This is a genomic window from Ensifer sp. CCNWLY38 (assembly GCF_037120565.1).
In the GTDB taxonomy this organism is placed as follows: Bacteria; Pseudomonadota; Alphaproteobacteria; order Rhizobiales; family Rhizobiaceae; genus Ensifer; species Ensifer adhaerens_H.
In genome coordinates, this window is sequence record NZ_JBBBBO010000004.1 from 409,219 (window position 1) to 423,291 (window position 14,073).

Here is a 14,073-nt window from a genome sequence, read left to right on the forward strand (position 1 = left end):
ATGATCCCGGTCCCCCGATCGGCTGCGACCAGGGGGAGCTTGCAGTCGGTGGTGATCAGTTCTTCTTGCGGAAGGAATCGAGCGAAACGACGGAGCCGCCGCCGTTCTTCGGTTCGGTCGGCTTGTCTTCCTTGGCCGTGGCTTCGCCGTTTTCTTCCGGGACCGGATAGGCGGTGATTTCGGCCGATTCCACTTCCTCTTCCTCGCCGGCGGCGACATCGAACTCCAGCTCGAAATTGACCGAGGGGTCGTAGAAGCCGCGGATGGCGTTGAACGGAATCACCAGGCGTTCCGGCGTGTCGGAGAAGGAAAGCCCGATCTCGAAGCCGACGTCAGTGACCTTCAGCTCCCAGAACTGGTGCTGGACGACGATGGTCATCTGCTCGGGATACTTCGCCTTGAGGTGCTGCGAGATGCGCACGCCCGGCGCGCCGGTCAGGAAGGTGATGAAGAAGTGGTGTTCGCCGGGCAGATGGCCTGTCGTGGCGACTTCGGTCAGGACCTTGCGGATGACGCTGCGGAGCGCGTCCTGTGCCAGAATGTCGTAGCGGATGTGGTCCTGGCCCATGAGTGTCCCGTCTTTCCTCGAACTCAATCTTACTGCTTGCTGCCGGCTAGCCGCCGTCACGCTTCATTGCCCATCCACAAGGGACGAGTCAATTATTTGAGCATCTATAGACCATTTCGAGGCGGGGGAGAAGGTGAAGGCTTCTGTTGCCAGGTGCCTTCGGACCCCGCCTTACGGTGCTACCCGGAAGGACTTGATTTGAAGTGTCGCACCGCGATTAAGCAGCGAGACGTGCTTCAGCATAGTTGTCGTTTGCAACTATAAGTTTAGCCCGATAACGGTGGTACAATGCCGAGCAAAAAGTCGATCTTTACGCCCTTGTCGATCCTATTTCGCCCCCATCAAAAGCCGATCTGGTGAAGATCGGTTTTTGGTGGAGGCGCCGGGTACCGCCCCCGGGTCCAATGGGTTTATTTCATCGCCCGTTTATTGCCATAGCCGCCCGAAGACGGCACCGTTCATATAGGTCTTTCCGGTCTCCAAGAAAAGGGGGATGTGTCGGATATATGACTTTGTCTCGGACTGTGCCGGCACCGAACCGCCTTGACTTGACCGGCATCCATGAAAAACTCCCGCTGCTGCATGCGGCCGGCAATGTCCGGCTGCAGTTTCGAGAAACAAAGCAACCTGGAGGCCTCATGACGGACTACCTCGCAGATGTGCAGAAATACGACAGCGGCGCCGACGAAGCGATCGTGAACAAGATCGTGCGTCACCTTGGCATTGCGCTTCGCAACAAGGATTCTTCGCTCGTGTCGGCGACGGATCCGAAGGAGCTCGAGCGGGTCAAGGAAAAATGGTGCGAGAAGAAACTCGGCATCAGCGGCGCCGATGCGGATACGGCGATCGCCGCCACGGTCAAGGAGATGTCCGCCGATCGCTCCAAGTCGCGTGTTACCTTCTATTACCTGGTGGCGAAGAACCTCGGGAAGCTGCAAGCGCTGTAGATCACGATGGTTTGGGTCGATCGACCCAAACCATAAGCGTGATCGCCTCTCATAGTTAGAGCGGGATGCGGGCGGAGAAGCGCGTGCACTTTTCCTCATCCCGCTCCAGGGCAGCCGAATTATCCGGGATAATCGTCGCTTGGTCATTGGTTCGCCGCCGGCTTCGTCCTAAATTTAGGGCAATACGAATCGGCGGCGCCAGACCATGCAGCAATATCTCGACCTTCTCGACCATGTGATGACCAACGGAACCGACCGGGGCGACCGGACGGGTACGGGCACGCGCTCGGTCTTCGGCCACCAGATGCGCTTCGATCTCGCCGAGGGCTTCCCGGTGCTGACGACCAAGAAGCTGCACCTGCGCTCGATCATCCATGAACTGCTCTGGTTCCTGAAGGGCGATACCAACATTGCCTACCTCAAGGAAAACGGCGTCACCATCTGGGACGAATGGGCCGACGAAAACGGCGATCTCGGCCCGGTCTACGGCTATCAATGGCGCTCCTGGCCGGCACCGGACGGGCGTCACATCGACCAGATCGAAGGCCTCGTCGAGAGCCTGAAGACCAACCCCAACTCGCGCCGCCACATCGTCTCGGCCTGGAACCCGGCGCTGGTGGACGAGATGGCGCTACCGCCATGCCACTGCCTGTTCCAGTTTTACGTCTCCGACGGCAAGCTCTCCTGCCAGCTTTACCAGCGCTCCGCCGACATCTTCCTCGGCGTGCCCTTCAACATCGCGTCCTACGCGCTTTTGACGATGATGGTGGCGCAGGTGACGGGCCTGAAGCTCGGCGATTTCGTGCACACGCTCGGCGATGCGCATATCTACCACAACCATTTCGAACAAGCCCGGCTGCAGCTGACCCGCACGCCGAAGGCGTTGCCGCGGATGGAAATCAATTCTGACGTGAAGGACCTGTTTTCTTTCTGCTTCGAAGACTTTACGCTCGTCGGCTACGAAGCTGATTCAACGATCAAGGCGCCGATCGCGGTCTAAGGCACCGGGGCGAGGCGGACCCGCCTGCGCTCAAGCGACGTCTTGGCGCGTGCGGGGGGCCCCGCTGCCATGCGTGGACGTGGCCATGAGGCCGATTGGCGAGGGCTGCAGCGGCGAGTGACCGGGGAGGGCTGGCCCTCAAGGGAGGTACTGATGCTCACACTCATTCACGCGCCTCTATCCCGCTCGTCGCGCATCGTCTGGCTGCTTGAGGAGCTGGGTGCCGAATACGAGATTCGCTACGTCTCGATCCGCCGCTGGGATGGCTCCGGCGCGCCGGATGACAACAATCCACATCCGCACAAGCAGGTGCCGGCGCTCATTCACAACGGCGCGGTGATCTGGGAATCGGCGGCGGTCGTGCAATATCTGACCGACCTCTATCCCGATTGCAGCCTCGGCCGGCCGCCCGGTCACAAGGAGCGCGGCGCCTATCTCTCCTGGCTCGCCTATTATGCCGGGGTGATCGAGCCGACGGCGCTCGCCCATATCTCCGGCGCCACCATCAACAATCCGGCGCAGGCGCGGCTCTACAACGAAATGTGCGCCCATGTGATCGACGTGCTCACCCGCCGGACCTATCTGCTCGGCGAAACGATGAGTGCGGCCGATCTGCTGCTCGCAAGCGCGCTGCAATGGATGCGCAAGATCCTGCCGGAAAGCACGGTGGTCGACCGCTATATCCGCGTGGTGACGGACCGGGCGGCCTACGACCGGGCAAGGGAAATCGACAGCAAACCGCAAGGGTTCCATGACTGAAAAGCGTCCCATGACTGAAACGAAGAGCACCCATCCGAAGATATCGATCGTCGTCGCCGTTGCCGCCAACGGCGTCATCGGGCGAGACGGAGATCTGCCCTGGCGGCTTTCGACCGACCTCAAGCGCTTCAAGGCGCTGACGATCGGCAAGCCTGTCATCATGGGGCGCAAGACCTGGGCTTCGCTGAACCGTCCGCTGCCTGGCCGGGCCAATATCGTCATCACCCGCAACACGGATTTTGTCGCCGAAGGAGCCAGCGTCGTGCCATCGCTCGATGCCGCGATCGCGCTCGCGATCCGCGAGGCTCGGGCGACAGGTGCCGACGAGATCTGCGTCATCGGCGGCGGCGAGATCTATCGCCAGTCGATCGGCATGGCGGATATCCTGCATGTGACCGAGGTCCAGGCGGAGGTCGACGGTGACACGCGCTTTCCTGATATCGACGCGCAAGTCTTCGAGAAGGTGTTCGAAGAAGACCTGCCGCAGGGCGAAAAGGACAGTCACGCCATGCATTTCGTCACCTGGAAGCGACGTGCGACAGCCTGACGCGCCGGATCGTCAACTATTTTGAACCATTTACGGTGAACTCGGGCGTATCGCGTTGAAAGCGATGCGGCGGATACCTATAACGGTTTCACAGCATGAACGACCGTGCGGTGGCGCGGCCGTTCGGCGTGGAAAGTTTTCAAAAGAGAGGTTTTGATGCCCTGGAGCAATCAGAATGGCGGCGGCGGCCCTTGGGGCGGCGGCGGCGGTGGCAATCAGGGTCCATGGGGTCAGGGGCCCAACCGACCGCGTGGCGGCAAGGGCGGCCCACCGGATCTGGAAGAGATCATTCGCCGCGGTCAGGACCAGCTTAAGAACGTTGTTCCCGGCGGCTTCAACGGTGGCGTCTTCGCCATCATTGGCTTGCTGATCGTCGGTTTCGTGCTGATCAATTCGATCTATACCGTGCAGCCGGACGAGCGCGGCGTCGAGATGCGCTTCGGCAAGCCGAAGGACGAAATTTCGATGCCGGGCCTGCACTATCACTTCTGGCCGCTCGAAACGGTCGAGATCGTCAAGGTGACGGAGCAGCAGCAAAACATTGGTGGGCGCACTGGTGGTCAGTCCAATGCGGGCCTGATGCTCTCCGGCGACCAGAACATCGTCAATGTGCAGTTCTCGGTGCTCTACTCGGTCACCGACCCGAAGGCCTATCTGTTCAACGTCGAGAACCCGGCCGACACGCTGCAGCGGGTGGCCGAAAGCGCCATGCGCGAGGTCGTCGGACGCCGTCCGGCGCAGGACATCTTCCGCGACAACCGTCAGGCGATCGCTGCCGACGTGAAGAGCACGATCCAGGCGACGATGGACACCTATGGTGCCGGCGTCTCCGTCAACACCGTCGCGATCGAGGATGCGGCGCCGCCGCGCGAAGTGGCCGACGCCTTCGACGAAGTGCAGCGTGCCGAACAGGACGAAGACCGCTTCGTCGAAGAAGCCAACCAGTACGCCAACCAGGTGCTCGGTAAGGCCCGCGGTCAGGGCGCGCAGATCCGTGAAGAGGCGGCCGCCTACAAGGACCGCGTCGTCAAGGAATCACAGGGTGAGGCGCAGCGCTTCATCTCCGTCTATGACGAATATTCCAAGGCACCTGACGTGACCCGCAAGCGTCTTTATCTCGAAACGATGCAGGGTGTTCTCGGCAAGTCGAAGAAGGTCATCATCGACGAGAAGAACGGGCAGGGCGTTCTGCCCTATCTGCCGCTGAATGAAATTGGCCGGCCTGCCCAGTCGGGTGCAGCAGCAGCAGCGGGAGCAGCACAGTGATCAACAATCGTACCTCAGTCATCCTGATCCTGCTCGCCGTCGTCTTCGTCGGTCTCTATTCGTCGATCTTCGTGGTCAACGAACGCCAGCAGGCGATCGTCGTCCGCTTCGGTCAGATCCAGGACGTCAAGACGGAGCCGGGCCTCTACTTCAAGCTGCCCTTCGCCTTCATGGATGCCGATCGCGTGCAATATGTCGAGGACCAGGCGCTGCGCTTCGATCTCGACAACATCCGCGTCCAGGTCTCGGGCGGCAAGTTCTATGAAGTCGACGCCTTCGTCGTCTACAAGATCGCCGATCCCCGCCGCTTCCGCGAAACCGTTTCGGGCGACCGCGATTCGGCCGAGGCACGCCTGCGCACCCGTCTCGACGCATCGCTGCGCCGCGTCTACGGTCTGCGTGGCTTCGAAGCGGCACTGTCGGACGAGCGTGCATCGATGATGCGCGAAGTTCGCGCCGACCTCAAAACCGATGCAGAGTCGCTCGGCCTCAACATCGAGGACGTTCGCATCCGTCGCACCGACCTGACGCAGGAAGTCTCGCAGCAGACCTTCGACCGCATGAAGGCCGAGCGTCTCGCCGAAGCCGAACTGATCCGCGCCCGCGGTAACGAAGCCGGCCAGCGTCGCCGCGCCATCGCCGACCGTCAGGTCGTCGAGATCGTCGCCGAGGCGCAGCGCGATTCGGAAATCCTGCGCGGTGAGGGCGAAGCCGAACGGACGAGGACCTTTGCCGACGCCTTTGCGCGCGATCCGAAGTTCTTCGAATTCTACCGCTCGATGGCGGCCTATACCCAGTCGATCGGTAGCCCGGACACGACGCTCGTGCTTTCGCCCCATTCGGAATTCTTCCGTTATTTCAACGATTCCGAAGGTGCTGCGCCGGCCGGTCCCGCGCCGCAGCCAACAACCGGGAACTAAGCGGACGATGTCAGACTTTCTGACGGGATTTGCTTTCTTCCTGATCATCGAGGGGCTGGTGTACGCACTGGCCCCTTTGGTTTTGGTGGAAATGGCGAAGCGTTTGCCGTATGTCCCCGAACATCAGCTTCGACTGGCGGGGCTCTTTTCCGTGGCTGCCGGGGTCGGACTTGTATGGTTGCTTCGAGGATAATGCGAAATGCCACATAAACTGCTGATCCGGCTGGTCGATGCCGAATACGCGATCACCCGCCTCACTATCGGCTCCAGCATACCGGAATGGTTGCCGGGGCCGGGCTTCTGGACCGTGTCGAGCTCCCGCGAAGAGATGACGCTGGTCTGCCGAGCCGCCCGCGTGCCTTCCAGCGTCCAGAGTTCGCTCGGCTGGCGCTGCTTCCGCGTCGAACAGCACTTTGCCTTTGACGTTCCCGGCGTGCTCTCGTCCGTGCTCCGGCCGCTTTCGGCCGCCGGCGTCGGCGTCTTCGCCAATTCGACCTTCAGCACCGACTATGTCTTCGTCGCCGGTTCCGATCTCGACAAGGCGGTGCAGGCCCTGAAAGACCACGGGCACGACCTAACGACCTGACACGTCGCGCCTCCTTCCAAGAACGCGCAACCGCAACCTTCCGACCTCCAGCAGTCCTCTGCGCGGGGATCAGGAAATCGTGTGTGGACGCTTCCGAATTCCGCCTTATCTTCAGGAGAAGATCGAGTGTCGCGCGGTTTGCGGATTGCGTCGAAGGTTCCTGCTGCATAAGCGCTCATGCCGGTTCCGGTCGACGCAAAATTGTGCGAAAAATCAAAGTGCTATGGCGCCCGGCGCCGTAGGCAGGAGAGGTGGCGGCCAAGAGAAGCGGTCGACCATCGAACAGCCAGAGGAGCTTAAGCGACTTGTCCACGCGAACGAAATTCCGAGCTCACTCGCTTGGCGGCACCCTGGGCGTTCTGGCGCTCGCAAGCGCGCTTGCCTTCAGCACTACGGCGCTCGCCCAGAACACGGCCATTCGCCCGCCGACCAACGGTCCCGCTTCCGTTGCCGATCTCGCCGCCGGGCTGCTGGACTCCGTCGTCAACATCGCGACCTCGCAAAAGGTCAAGAACGACGACGACGCGCCGGCACCGCAGGTGCCGGAGGGCTCGCCCTACCAGCCCTATTTCGACGAATTCTTCAAAGGGCAGGGTGGCCAGGGCGGTAACCGCCAGCGCACCGTCGATTCGCTCGGCTCCGGCTTCGTCATCGACCCCTCGGGCTTCATCGTCACCAACAACCACGTGATCGAAGGCGCCGACGACATCGAGATCAACTTTGCCAATGGCAGCAAGCTGAAGGCCAAGCTCGTCGGCAAGGACACCAAGACCGACCTGGCCGTGCTGAAGGTGGAGCCGAAGACGCCGCTGAAGGCGGTGCCTTTCGGCGATTCCCGCAAGATGCGCATCGGTGACTGGGTGATGGCGATCGGCAATCCGTTCGGCCTCGGCGGCTCGGTATCCGTCGGCATCATCTCGGCGCGCGGCCGCAACATCAATGCCGGCCCCTATGACAACTTCATCCAGACGGACGCGGCGATCAACCGCGGCAATTCCGGCGGGCCGCTCTTCAACATGGCCGGCGAAGTGATCGGCATCAACACCGCGATCATCTCGCCGTCGGGCGGCTCGATCGGCATCGGCTTCTCGGTACCGACGGAGCTTGCCGCCAATGTCGTGCTGCAGCTCAAGGATTTCGGCGAGACCCGGCGCGGCTGGCTCGGCGTCCGTATCCAGCCGGTGACCGACGATATCGCCGAGAGCCTGAAGATGGCGACGCCGCATGGCGCGCTCGTCTCCGGCATCATCGAAGGCGGGCCGATTGCCCATGGCGAGATCAAGGCCGGCGACGTCATCGTCAAGTTCGACGGCCGGGACGTCACGGAGATGCGCGATCTGCCGCGCGCCGTTGCCGAAAGCCCCGTCGGCAAGGCGGTCGACGTGGTGGTCGTCCGCGACGGCAAGGAGCAGACGGTCAAGGTGACGCTCGGTCGCCTCGAAGATGGCGATGAGGTCGCTGCCGCGCCGGCGGCGACAACCAACGACGAGACGCAGAAGCCGGACAAGCCCGAAGCACCCCCGCTGCCCGCGACCGATGTCGTGCTCGGCATGAAGCTTGCGACGCTGAACGAGGAGACACGCAAGAAATACGGCATTGCCGAAGACGTGGACGGCGTTGTCATCACCGAGGTCTCGCCGAATTCGGCGGCGGCGGAACGCCGTGTCGAGCCGGGCGACGTGATCGTCGAGGTCGGCCAGGAGGCGATGGATACGCCGGGCGACGTCGCCGATCGGGTGGAGGAGCTGAAATCGAACGGCCGCCGCAACGCGCTCTTGATGCTCTCCAGCAAGACCGGCGAACTGCGCTTCGTCACGGTGCGGGTGGAGTAGGCGAGCCCGCCACGATGGCCAGCCGCCGCCGCGTGTTTTGCTGCTGTCCTGCCGCCGATTGTCGAGTCTTTTCAGTGCGATCGGCGGACAGGCTTGAAGATAGAATCCACCTGTTCAGTTTTTGATTCAGATCTCTTCCGGTCGTGGTTTGCAGCCGCCCCTCATCCTGCGTTCGCGACCAGAAAAGGGCGTGCGGTTGTCCGCGTTTCTTTCGGAGTTGGATGCGATTGTGGCGACGAGCGGCTGGCGCGGGTAGGGCAGGTATTGATTTCCCCGCAAGGTTGTCCTTACACCTAGCGAACTGGGGTCGAACAGATCCCATTTCGCCGGGGGAATCTGATGACGGACAGCGTTGAAAATGTCGTATCGCGCGCAGGCTTCTGGCGACGAGCCATAGCATTCCTCATAGACTTTATGGTTGTCGCCCTGCCGATGCAGGCTGTGGTCGTCGTTCTGTTCATGCTAACCGGCGGAGCCGTGCAGGCCAGTTTTGGTTTCCAAAGTACGGTTTGCGAAGATATTGGTGATCTTCCGATAGCGCCTACGCCACCGCCACCAGCCGATTACAATAGCGTCGTTGAATGCCGGGTTACGTTGGCTGGGTTCGACCTGAAAAGAACTTTGACGGTCGGCAAGATTACCGTTGAAGCTGGGACCACGACCCGGATTTCGCAAACCTATTATCTGGGAGCAGACGGGAAACAACGCGACGTCTGGCCCGTCGATTTCCTCGGCTTCATTGTATTCCTGGCGTATCTCGTGGTGCTGGAAAGCCGCCGCGGCGCGACGCTCGGCAAGCAGTTGCTTTCTATCCGAACGGCGAGCCATCGGGATGCCTTCGCCGTTGGCGTACCTGTCCGTTCGGCTTTGCTGCGTTACGCCGTGATGTTTGCTGCGGTCGTTCCCGGTATGCTGGTGACGTTGGGATTTGAACTCGCTGTGGCACGTGGGGCCTGGGACCCGTTTGTTCTGCTCACCCACCCGGTCTTCGTCGGCGCCAATATTCTCGCAGGGCTCATATTCGTCGGATGGTTTGCTTGGATTACCGTGAGTCTCATCCGAAAGCGGGACCCCGTTTACGATCGTGCTGCCGGAACCTCGGTCTGGGTGCGGAGTTGAAGCGCCGCAGACTAACAGTCGTCACTCTCTGCCGCTCGAGGGTGCGTGCAGGACTTCCTGCGGGCCGGCTGGAAGGTCATCAGCCGCAGGGCTTCGAACAGGATGTCGATAATCGCAAGCATGGCCGCACCTCCTTTCTGACCTGTATTTCACCGCACTTGCCCCTGTCCCTCAAACGAGTTTACTGTCGGCTTCGGATAACTTGAGGTTATGCATGAAGCGCGGACGATTGCCCCTGACGGCGCTGCGGAGTTTCGAGGCGGCGGGACGGCTGGAGAGCTTCACGCTGGCCGCCGCCGAGCTTTTCGTTTCGCAGGCCGCGATCAGCCGGCAGGTGCGCGAGCTCGAGGACCTGATCGGCCGGCCGCTGTTCGAAAGACATCACCGCAGCGTCCGGCTGACGGCCGATGGCCGTGTGCTGCTTGGCGTGCTGACGTCGGCATTCGACATGGTCGGAGAGAGCCTCGATGTGCTTTCGGGGCGGCGGCTCTCGCAGACGCTGAAGGTCAGCGCCGAGCCTTCCTTTGCCGGGTGCTGGCTGGTGCCGCATCTGCAGGAGTTTCAGGAGGCGCACCCGGAGATCGACCTGGTGATCGATGCGGAATCCCGGCTCGCCGAGTTTCGCAGCAGCGACGCCGACATCGCCATCCGCCATAGCTTGACCGCCGTTTCATGGCCGCGGGTGGAGGCGCGACCGCTCGCGAAAGTCGAGATGATCCCGGTGATCGCGCCGGCGCTCGCCGGCGCCGGGCAGCCGCTCGATCGCCCCGACGACCTGCTGCAGCACGCGCTTCTGCATGAGGATAGCCGGCAGCTCTGGGAACAATGGTTCGCGACCGCCGGTGCCGCGCCGGTGAAGCTCGAGCGCGGCGCCATCTTTGCCGATGGTTCGATGGTGCTGCAGGCGACGCTCCGTGGCAGCGGCGCAGGGCTGATCGACCGCGACCATGCGCGCGATGATGTGATCGCCGGGCGGTTGATCCAGCCTTTCGAGGTATCTGTGCCCTATGGCGCATTCTTTCTCGTGGCGCGGCGCTTCGATGCGCTGTCGGATGCGGCGAAGGCGTTTGTTGAATGGATCGAGCGGAGCTACCCGGGCGCCGGGCGGGAGAGGTGAGGCGCGCCAAGGGCGTTGCAGTCTGCCCGCACTGCCCTGCCGGCACCTTCTCCCCGCCTGCGGGGAGAGATGTCCGGCAGGATAGTGAGGGGCAATCCTGTCGAAAGAAGGCGTCGTTACTTCGCGTTCCGCTTCCGCCACTCGGCGGCGCTGGTGGCGTAGAGCACGTGAGGGACCAATGTCGGCTGATCGGCGGGGACGCGGGGGTGGTCGAAGTCGCGGGAGGCGTCGCGGTGCATGCCGAGCCGTTGCATGACCGCCGTCGAGCGGGTGTTGGCGTCGATCGCGAAGGAGACCACCTCGTCGAGCCCCTTCTCCTCGAAGGCGTAGCGCAGGAGTTCGGAGGCGGCTTCCGTGACAAACCCCTTGCCCCAATAGGACGGCGCCAGTCGCCAGCCGATCTCGACCGTTCCCTTGGGCAGGTGCGGCTCCAGGTCGGTCAAGGCGAGGCCGCAGAAGCCGATCGGCCGGTCGTCGGCTTTCAGCGCTATCGCGAAGAAACCCAGACCGGTCTCGGCGATGCCGCGGCCGACACGATCGAAGAGGGCGTCGGCTTCCGCGCGGTTGCGGCGGAAGGGGAAGAATTCCATGACCTTGGGATCGCTGTTGATCGCGAAGAAGAGATCGCGGTCGCTTTCCTTCCAGGCGCGAATGCGCAGCCGCTCGGTCTCGGAGATGATCATCCGACGAAATCCGTCTTGCGATAGCCCTGCAGATAGAGAAGGGCGGTCAGGTCGCCGTGGTCGATGCGGACCTTGGCCTGTTCGGCGACCACAGGCTTGGCATGCAGCGCCACGCCGGTGCCCGCAAGCTGGATCATGCCGAGATCGTTGGCACCGTCACCAACGGCAAGGGCCTCGTCCGTCGAGATAGCGAGGCGGTCGGCGATGTCGATGAGGGCATCGACCTTGGCCTGCTTGCCGAGGATGGGATTAGCGACCTCGCCGGTCAGGATGCCGTCTTCGGCGATCAGCGTGTTGGCGCGGTTCTCGTCGAAGCCGAGCATCTCGGCGATCGGTCCGGTGAAGACGGTGAAGCCGCCGGAGACGAGCGCGGTGTAATGCCCCTTGCTCTTCATCGTCGCGATCAGGGTGCGTCCGCCTGGCGTCAACGTGATGCGCCTGGCGATCACCTCGCCGACGACGCTGAGTGGCAGGCCCTTCAGAAGCGCGACGCGCTCGATCAGCGCCGGCTCGAAGGCGATCTCGCCGTTCATGGCGCGGGCGGTGATGGCCGCCACCTTGTCCTTGAGGCCGACTTCGGCGGCGAGCTCGTCGATACATTCCTGGCCGATCATGGTCGAATCCATGTCGGCGATCAGCAGCTTCTTGCGGCGGTTCTCGGCGTCCTGCACGGCGACATCGATCGGCGCGCCGCCGATCACACCGCGCAGCAGGGTTTCGGCCGCATCCGGATCGGTGCCGTCGGTGAGCGCGATGTCACAGGCAACGCCATCGGCCAGCCAATAGAGGCCGGACGCCTTGACGGCATCGGCGGCGGCTTCCGCGAGTGCTGGCGTCAGAACAGGATTTGACGGATTGGCGATAAGCGTGGCAACGAGAGCCATGGACAATAACCTTGAAACCGAGAGCGACGCGATCCTGATAACCGGGCCGACCGCCAGCGGCAAGTCTGCGCTTGCGGTCGAACTGGCGCGCCGGCACGGCGGCGTCGTGATCAACGCCGACAGCATGCAGGTCTACGACACGCTGCGGCTGCTGACAGCGCGGCCCGACGATAAGGATATGGGCGGCGTGGAGCACTGTCTCTACGGCCATGTACCGGCGGCATCCGCCTATTCCACCGGCGCCTGGCTGCGCGAGGCGCAGGCGGTTGTGGCGCGGCTCAAGGGCGAAGGGCGGCTACCGGTCTTCGTCGGCGGTACCGGGCTCTATTTCAAGGCGCTGACCGGTGGTCTCTCCGATATGCCCGAGATCCCGGCCGCGATCCGCGAACGGCTGCGCGAACGGCTGAAGGCGGAAGGACCCGAGATCCTGCATCGCGACCTTGACGCCAAGGATCCGGAGACGGCGGCGACCTTGAACGTCGGCGACGGCCAGCGGATCGTTCGGGCGCTCGAAGTGGTGGAGGCGACCGGCAAGCCGATCCGCTTCTTCCAAAAGCAGAACGGTCCGATGATCGTCGATCCGGACCGGGCGGAAAAATACGTGGTGCTGCCGGAGCGCAAGCTCCTGCACGACCGCATCAACCGCCGCTTCGAATTGATGCTTGCCGGCGGCGCGATCGATGAAGTGCGGGCGTTGCTTGCGCTCGACCTGTCGCCGGAAATGCCCCTCATGAAGGCGATCGGCGTCAGCCAGATCGCGGCACTCTTGAGGGGCGAACTGGACGAGGCCGAGGTGATCGAGATGGGTGCTGCGGCAACGCGGCAATATGCCAAGCGCCAGATGACCTGGTTCCGCAACCAGCTCGACGAGCGCTGGCGGCGGATCGAGAGCGCCGAGGCCGTGTTGTCGAGCGGAGGGGCCAACTCCCGATCATGAAAAACGAGCAGAAATCACTTCCCGACAGCGCGGAAATCCGCCTTTCTCCCGATGAAGCCCTCGTACTTTTCGACCTTCTTTCCCGTTGGTGCGAGGAGAATGATGCTCCCGCGCCGGGCGCGGAATGCTTCGAAAGCACCGCTGAATGCGCTGTGCTGCACGGGGTGCTTGCGGATCTGGAAAAGCAACTGGTCGCACCTTTTGGGGCGGACTACGCCGACCTTGTCAAAGAGGCCCGTCTCCGGCTTGAGGCATCGTGGGACTATGCCGATTTGAGGGGCTGACACGTCAGTCTCGCTCGGCAGAACTGCGCTCAGGCCGCCAAATTCAGTTGCCACGAAACCCCGAAGCGGTCGTTGACCCAACTGAAGCGCTGGCTGAAACCGTAATTGTCGAGTGGCATCAGCACGGCGCCCTCCTCGGCCAGCATGGTCGCGAGCGTGATGATCTCGTCCTCGCTCTGGCATTCGACGAAGAAGGAGAAGGACGGGGTGAAATCAAAGGCGTGCTTGACCGGGCTGTCGATGCACTTGACCCTCTGTGCGCCGAGCCGGAAGAGCGCGACCTTGATGCTGCCTTCAGGACCCTGCTCGCCCAGCACCTCGGCATTCGGGAACAGCGACATGTAGAAGGCCATCGCTGCCTCCGCCGCGCCATCCTGGAACATCAAGAAAGGGGTTACGCTTGCGACCATGGCGGCCTCCTGACTTCGTTTTCGTTGAGTGCTTGAAGATCCGCCGGCTGTTTGCGCCACAGGATTGTGTGGACCAACGACGGGGCGCTGCAAAGGTTCCGCGGCATGCCAAGCGACCGCCGCGTTCATGCCTTTGCCGCCGAGAGAAAGAGGAAACGCGGCTTGATCGTGGGGCTCTGGTTGGCCCCGAGAAAGAGAGTGCCGGCCGCAGATG

17 protein-coding genes and 1 other RNA gene are annotated in these 14,073 nt (G+C 62.6%); 13 read left to right on the forward strand and 5 right to left on the reverse strand.

What is annotated here, in order from left to right; all coding sequences use genetic code 11:
- Positions 1 to 55: 55 nt before the first annotated feature.
- Positions 56 to 568, reverse strand: coding sequence for an SspB family protein (locus V7S54_RS11500; protein WP_057253562.1), 513 nt, complete (start codon positions 566 to 568; stop codon positions 56 to 58).
- 132 nt (positions 569 to 700) lie between these two features.
- Positions 701 to 1,060: a transfer-messenger RNA gene (gene ssrA, locus V7S54_RS11505) on the reverse strand.
- 146 nt (positions 1,061 to 1,206) lie between these two features.
- On the opposite strand from ssrA, the gene V7S54_RS11510 reads away from it, so the two are divergent.
- From V7S54_RS11510 to V7S54_RS11560, 11 genes are all read left to right on the forward strand, one after another.
- Positions 1,207 to 1,515 (forward strand): DUF2853 family protein, encoded by a 309-nt coding sequence (locus tag V7S54_RS11510; RefSeq protein WP_065375037.1) that lies wholly within the window; start codon positions 1,207 to 1,209, stop codon positions 1,513 to 1,515.
- 205 nt (positions 1,516 to 1,720) lie between these two features.
- Entirely contained in the window at positions 1,721 to 2,515 is a 795-nt protein-coding gene (locus V7S54_RS11515; protein WP_065374938.1) for a thymidylate synthase, read from the forward strand.
- A gap of 153 nt (positions 2,516 to 2,668) precedes the next feature.
- Complete coding sequence (locus tag V7S54_RS11520) at positions 2,669 to 3,274, forward strand: glutathione S-transferase (RefSeq protein WP_065374937.1); 606 nt, start codon at positions 2,669 to 2,671, stop codon at positions 3,272 to 3,274.
- A 10-nt stretch (positions 3,275 to 3,284) separates the two neighbouring features.
- Entirely contained in the window at positions 3,285 to 3,821 is a 537-nt protein-coding gene (locus V7S54_RS11525; protein WP_065374936.1) for a dihydrofolate reductase, read from the forward strand.
- Between the two features lie 156 nt (positions 3,822 to 3,977).
- Positions 3,978 to 5,087 carry an FtsH protease activity modulator HflK gene (gene hflK, locus V7S54_RS11530; RefSeq protein WP_065374935.1) on the forward strand — a complete coding sequence of 370 codons (1,110 nt, stop codon included), beginning with the start codon at positions 3,978 to 3,980 and terminating at the stop codon, positions 5,085 to 5,087.
- Entirely contained in the window at positions 5,084 to 6,007 is a 924-nt protein-coding gene (hflC, locus tag V7S54_RS11535) for a protease modulator HflC (RefSeq protein WP_065374934.1), read from the forward strand. Before hflK ends, hflC begins: the two co-directional genes overlap by 4 nt.
- A gap of 7 nt (positions 6,008 to 6,014) precedes the next feature.
- Positions 6,015 to 6,200: a DUF2065 domain-containing protein gene (locus tag V7S54_RS11540; RefSeq protein WP_065374933.1), complete on the forward strand. Its 186-nt coding sequence runs from the start codon at positions 6,015 to 6,017 to the stop codon at positions 6,198 to 6,200.
- Positions 6,201 to 6,206: 6 nt separating this feature from the next.
- Positions 6,207 to 6,593 carry an ACT domain-containing protein gene (locus tag V7S54_RS11545; RefSeq protein WP_057253576.1) on the forward strand — a complete coding sequence of 129 codons (387 nt, stop codon included), beginning with the start codon at positions 6,207 to 6,209 and terminating at the stop codon, positions 6,591 to 6,593.
- A 305-nt stretch (positions 6,594 to 6,898) separates the two neighbouring features.
- The gene (locus V7S54_RS11550) at positions 6,899 to 8,425 is read left to right on the forward strand and encodes a DegQ family serine endoprotease (RefSeq protein ID WP_442892553.1); all 1,527 of its coding nucleotides are present in this window, start codon (positions 6,899 to 6,901) and stop codon (positions 8,423 to 8,425) included.
- A 339-nt stretch (positions 8,426 to 8,764) separates the two neighbouring features.
- On the forward strand, positions 8,765 to 9,544 hold the full coding sequence (locus V7S54_RS11555; RefSeq protein WP_065374931.1) for an RDD family protein: 780 nt from the start codon (positions 8,765 to 8,767) through the stop codon (positions 9,542 to 9,544).
- A gap of 214 nt (positions 9,545 to 9,758) precedes the next feature.
- Positions 9,759 to 10,661, forward strand: coding sequence for a LysR substrate-binding domain-containing protein (locus V7S54_RS11560; RefSeq protein WP_065374930.1), 903 nt, complete (start codon positions 9,759 to 9,761; stop codon positions 10,659 to 10,661).
- Between the two features lie 116 nt (positions 10,662 to 10,777).
- On the opposite strand, the gene V7S54_RS11565 is transcribed toward V7S54_RS11560, so the two are convergent.
- Both V7S54_RS11565 and serB read right to left on the reverse strand, forming a co-directional pair.
- Positions 10,778 to 11,344 carry a GNAT family N-acetyltransferase gene (locus V7S54_RS11565; protein ID WP_065374929.1) on the reverse strand — a complete coding sequence of 189 codons (567 nt, stop codon included), beginning with the start codon at positions 11,342 to 11,344 and terminating at the stop codon, positions 10,778 to 10,780.
- Entirely contained in the window at positions 11,341 to 12,228 is an 888-nt protein-coding gene (serB, locus tag V7S54_RS11570) for a phosphoserine phosphatase SerB (protein ID WP_065374928.1), read from the reverse strand. The genes V7S54_RS11565 and serB overlap by 4 nt, the downstream gene beginning before the upstream one ends.
- Here serB and miaA point away from each other — a divergent pair.
- Together miaA and V7S54_RS11580 are read left to right on the forward strand one after the other, a co-directional pair.
- Entirely contained in the window at positions 12,227 to 13,165 is a 939-nt protein-coding gene (gene miaA, locus V7S54_RS11575; protein ID WP_065374927.1) for a tRNA (adenosine(37)-N6)-dimethylallyltransferase MiaA, read from the forward strand. The two genes, serB and miaA, sit on opposite strands and share 2 nt — an antisense overlap.
- Positions 13,162 to 13,449: a hypothetical protein gene (locus tag V7S54_RS11580; protein ID WP_065374926.1), complete on the forward strand. Its 288-nt coding sequence runs from the start codon at positions 13,162 to 13,164 to the stop codon at positions 13,447 to 13,449. Before miaA ends, V7S54_RS11580 begins: the two co-directional genes overlap by 4 nt.
- A 29-nt stretch (positions 13,450 to 13,478) precedes the next feature.
- Here the strand turns inward: V7S54_RS11580 and V7S54_RS11585 are convergent, their stop codons facing one another.
- A complete protein-coding gene (locus V7S54_RS11585; RefSeq protein ID WP_336408350.1) occupies positions 13,479 to 13,859 on the reverse strand; it encodes a VOC family protein in 381 nt (126 codons plus the stop codon).
- Positions 13,860 to 14,073: the final 214 nt, after the last annotated feature.

Coding starts and splice junctions, on each gene's coding strand:
- V7S54_RS11500 (WP_057253562.1), bottom strand. CDS start 568: ATGGGCCAGGACCACATCCGCTACGACATTCTGGCACAGGACGCGCTC.
- V7S54_RS11510 (WP_065375037.1), top strand. CDS start 1,207: ATGACGGACTACCTCGCAGATGTGCAGAAATACGACAGCGGCGCCGAC.
- V7S54_RS11515 (WP_065374938.1), top strand. CDS start 1,721: ATGCAGCAATATCTCGACCTTCTCGACCATGTGATGACCAACGGAACC.
- V7S54_RS11520 (WP_065374937.1), top strand. CDS start 2,669: ATGCTCACACTCATTCACGCGCCTCTATCCCGCTCGTCGCGCATCGTC.
- V7S54_RS11525 (WP_065374936.1), top strand. CDS start 3,285: ATGACTGAAACGAAGAGCACCCATCCGAAGATATCGATCGTCGTCGCC.
- hflK (WP_065374935.1), top strand. CDS start 3,978: ATGCCCTGGAGCAATCAGAATGGCGGCGGCGGCCCTTGGGGCGGCGGC.
- V7S54_RS11540 (WP_065374933.1), top strand. CDS start 6,015: ATGTCAGACTTTCTGACGGGATTTGCTTTCTTCCTGATCATCGAGGGG.
- V7S54_RS11545 (WP_057253576.1), top strand. CDS start 6,207: ATGCCACATAAACTGCTGATCCGGCTGGTCGATGCCGAATACGCGATC.
- V7S54_RS11555 (WP_065374931.1), top strand. CDS start 8,765: ATGACGGACAGCGTTGAAAATGTCGTATCGCGCGCAGGCTTCTGGCGA.
- V7S54_RS11560 (WP_065374930.1), top strand. CDS start 9,759: ATGAAGCGCGGACGATTGCCCCTGACGGCGCTGCGGAGTTTCGAGGCG.
- V7S54_RS11565 (WP_065374929.1), bottom strand. CDS start 11,344: ATGATCATCTCCGAGACCGAGCGGCTGCGCATTCGCGCCTGGAAGGAA.
- miaA (WP_065374927.1), top strand. CDS start 12,227: ATGGACAATAACCTTGAAACCGAGAGCGACGCGATCCTGATAACCGGG.
- serB (WP_065374928.1), bottom strand. CDS start 12,228: ATGGCTCTCGTTGCCACGCTTATCGCCAATCCGTCAAATCCTGTTCTG.
- V7S54_RS11580 (WP_065374926.1), top strand. CDS start 13,162: ATGAAAAACGAGCAGAAATCACTTCCCGACAGCGCGGAAATCCGCCTT.
- V7S54_RS11585 (WP_336408350.1), bottom strand. CDS start 13,859: ATGGTCGCAAGCGTAACCCCTTTCTTGATGTTCCAGGATGGCGCGGCG.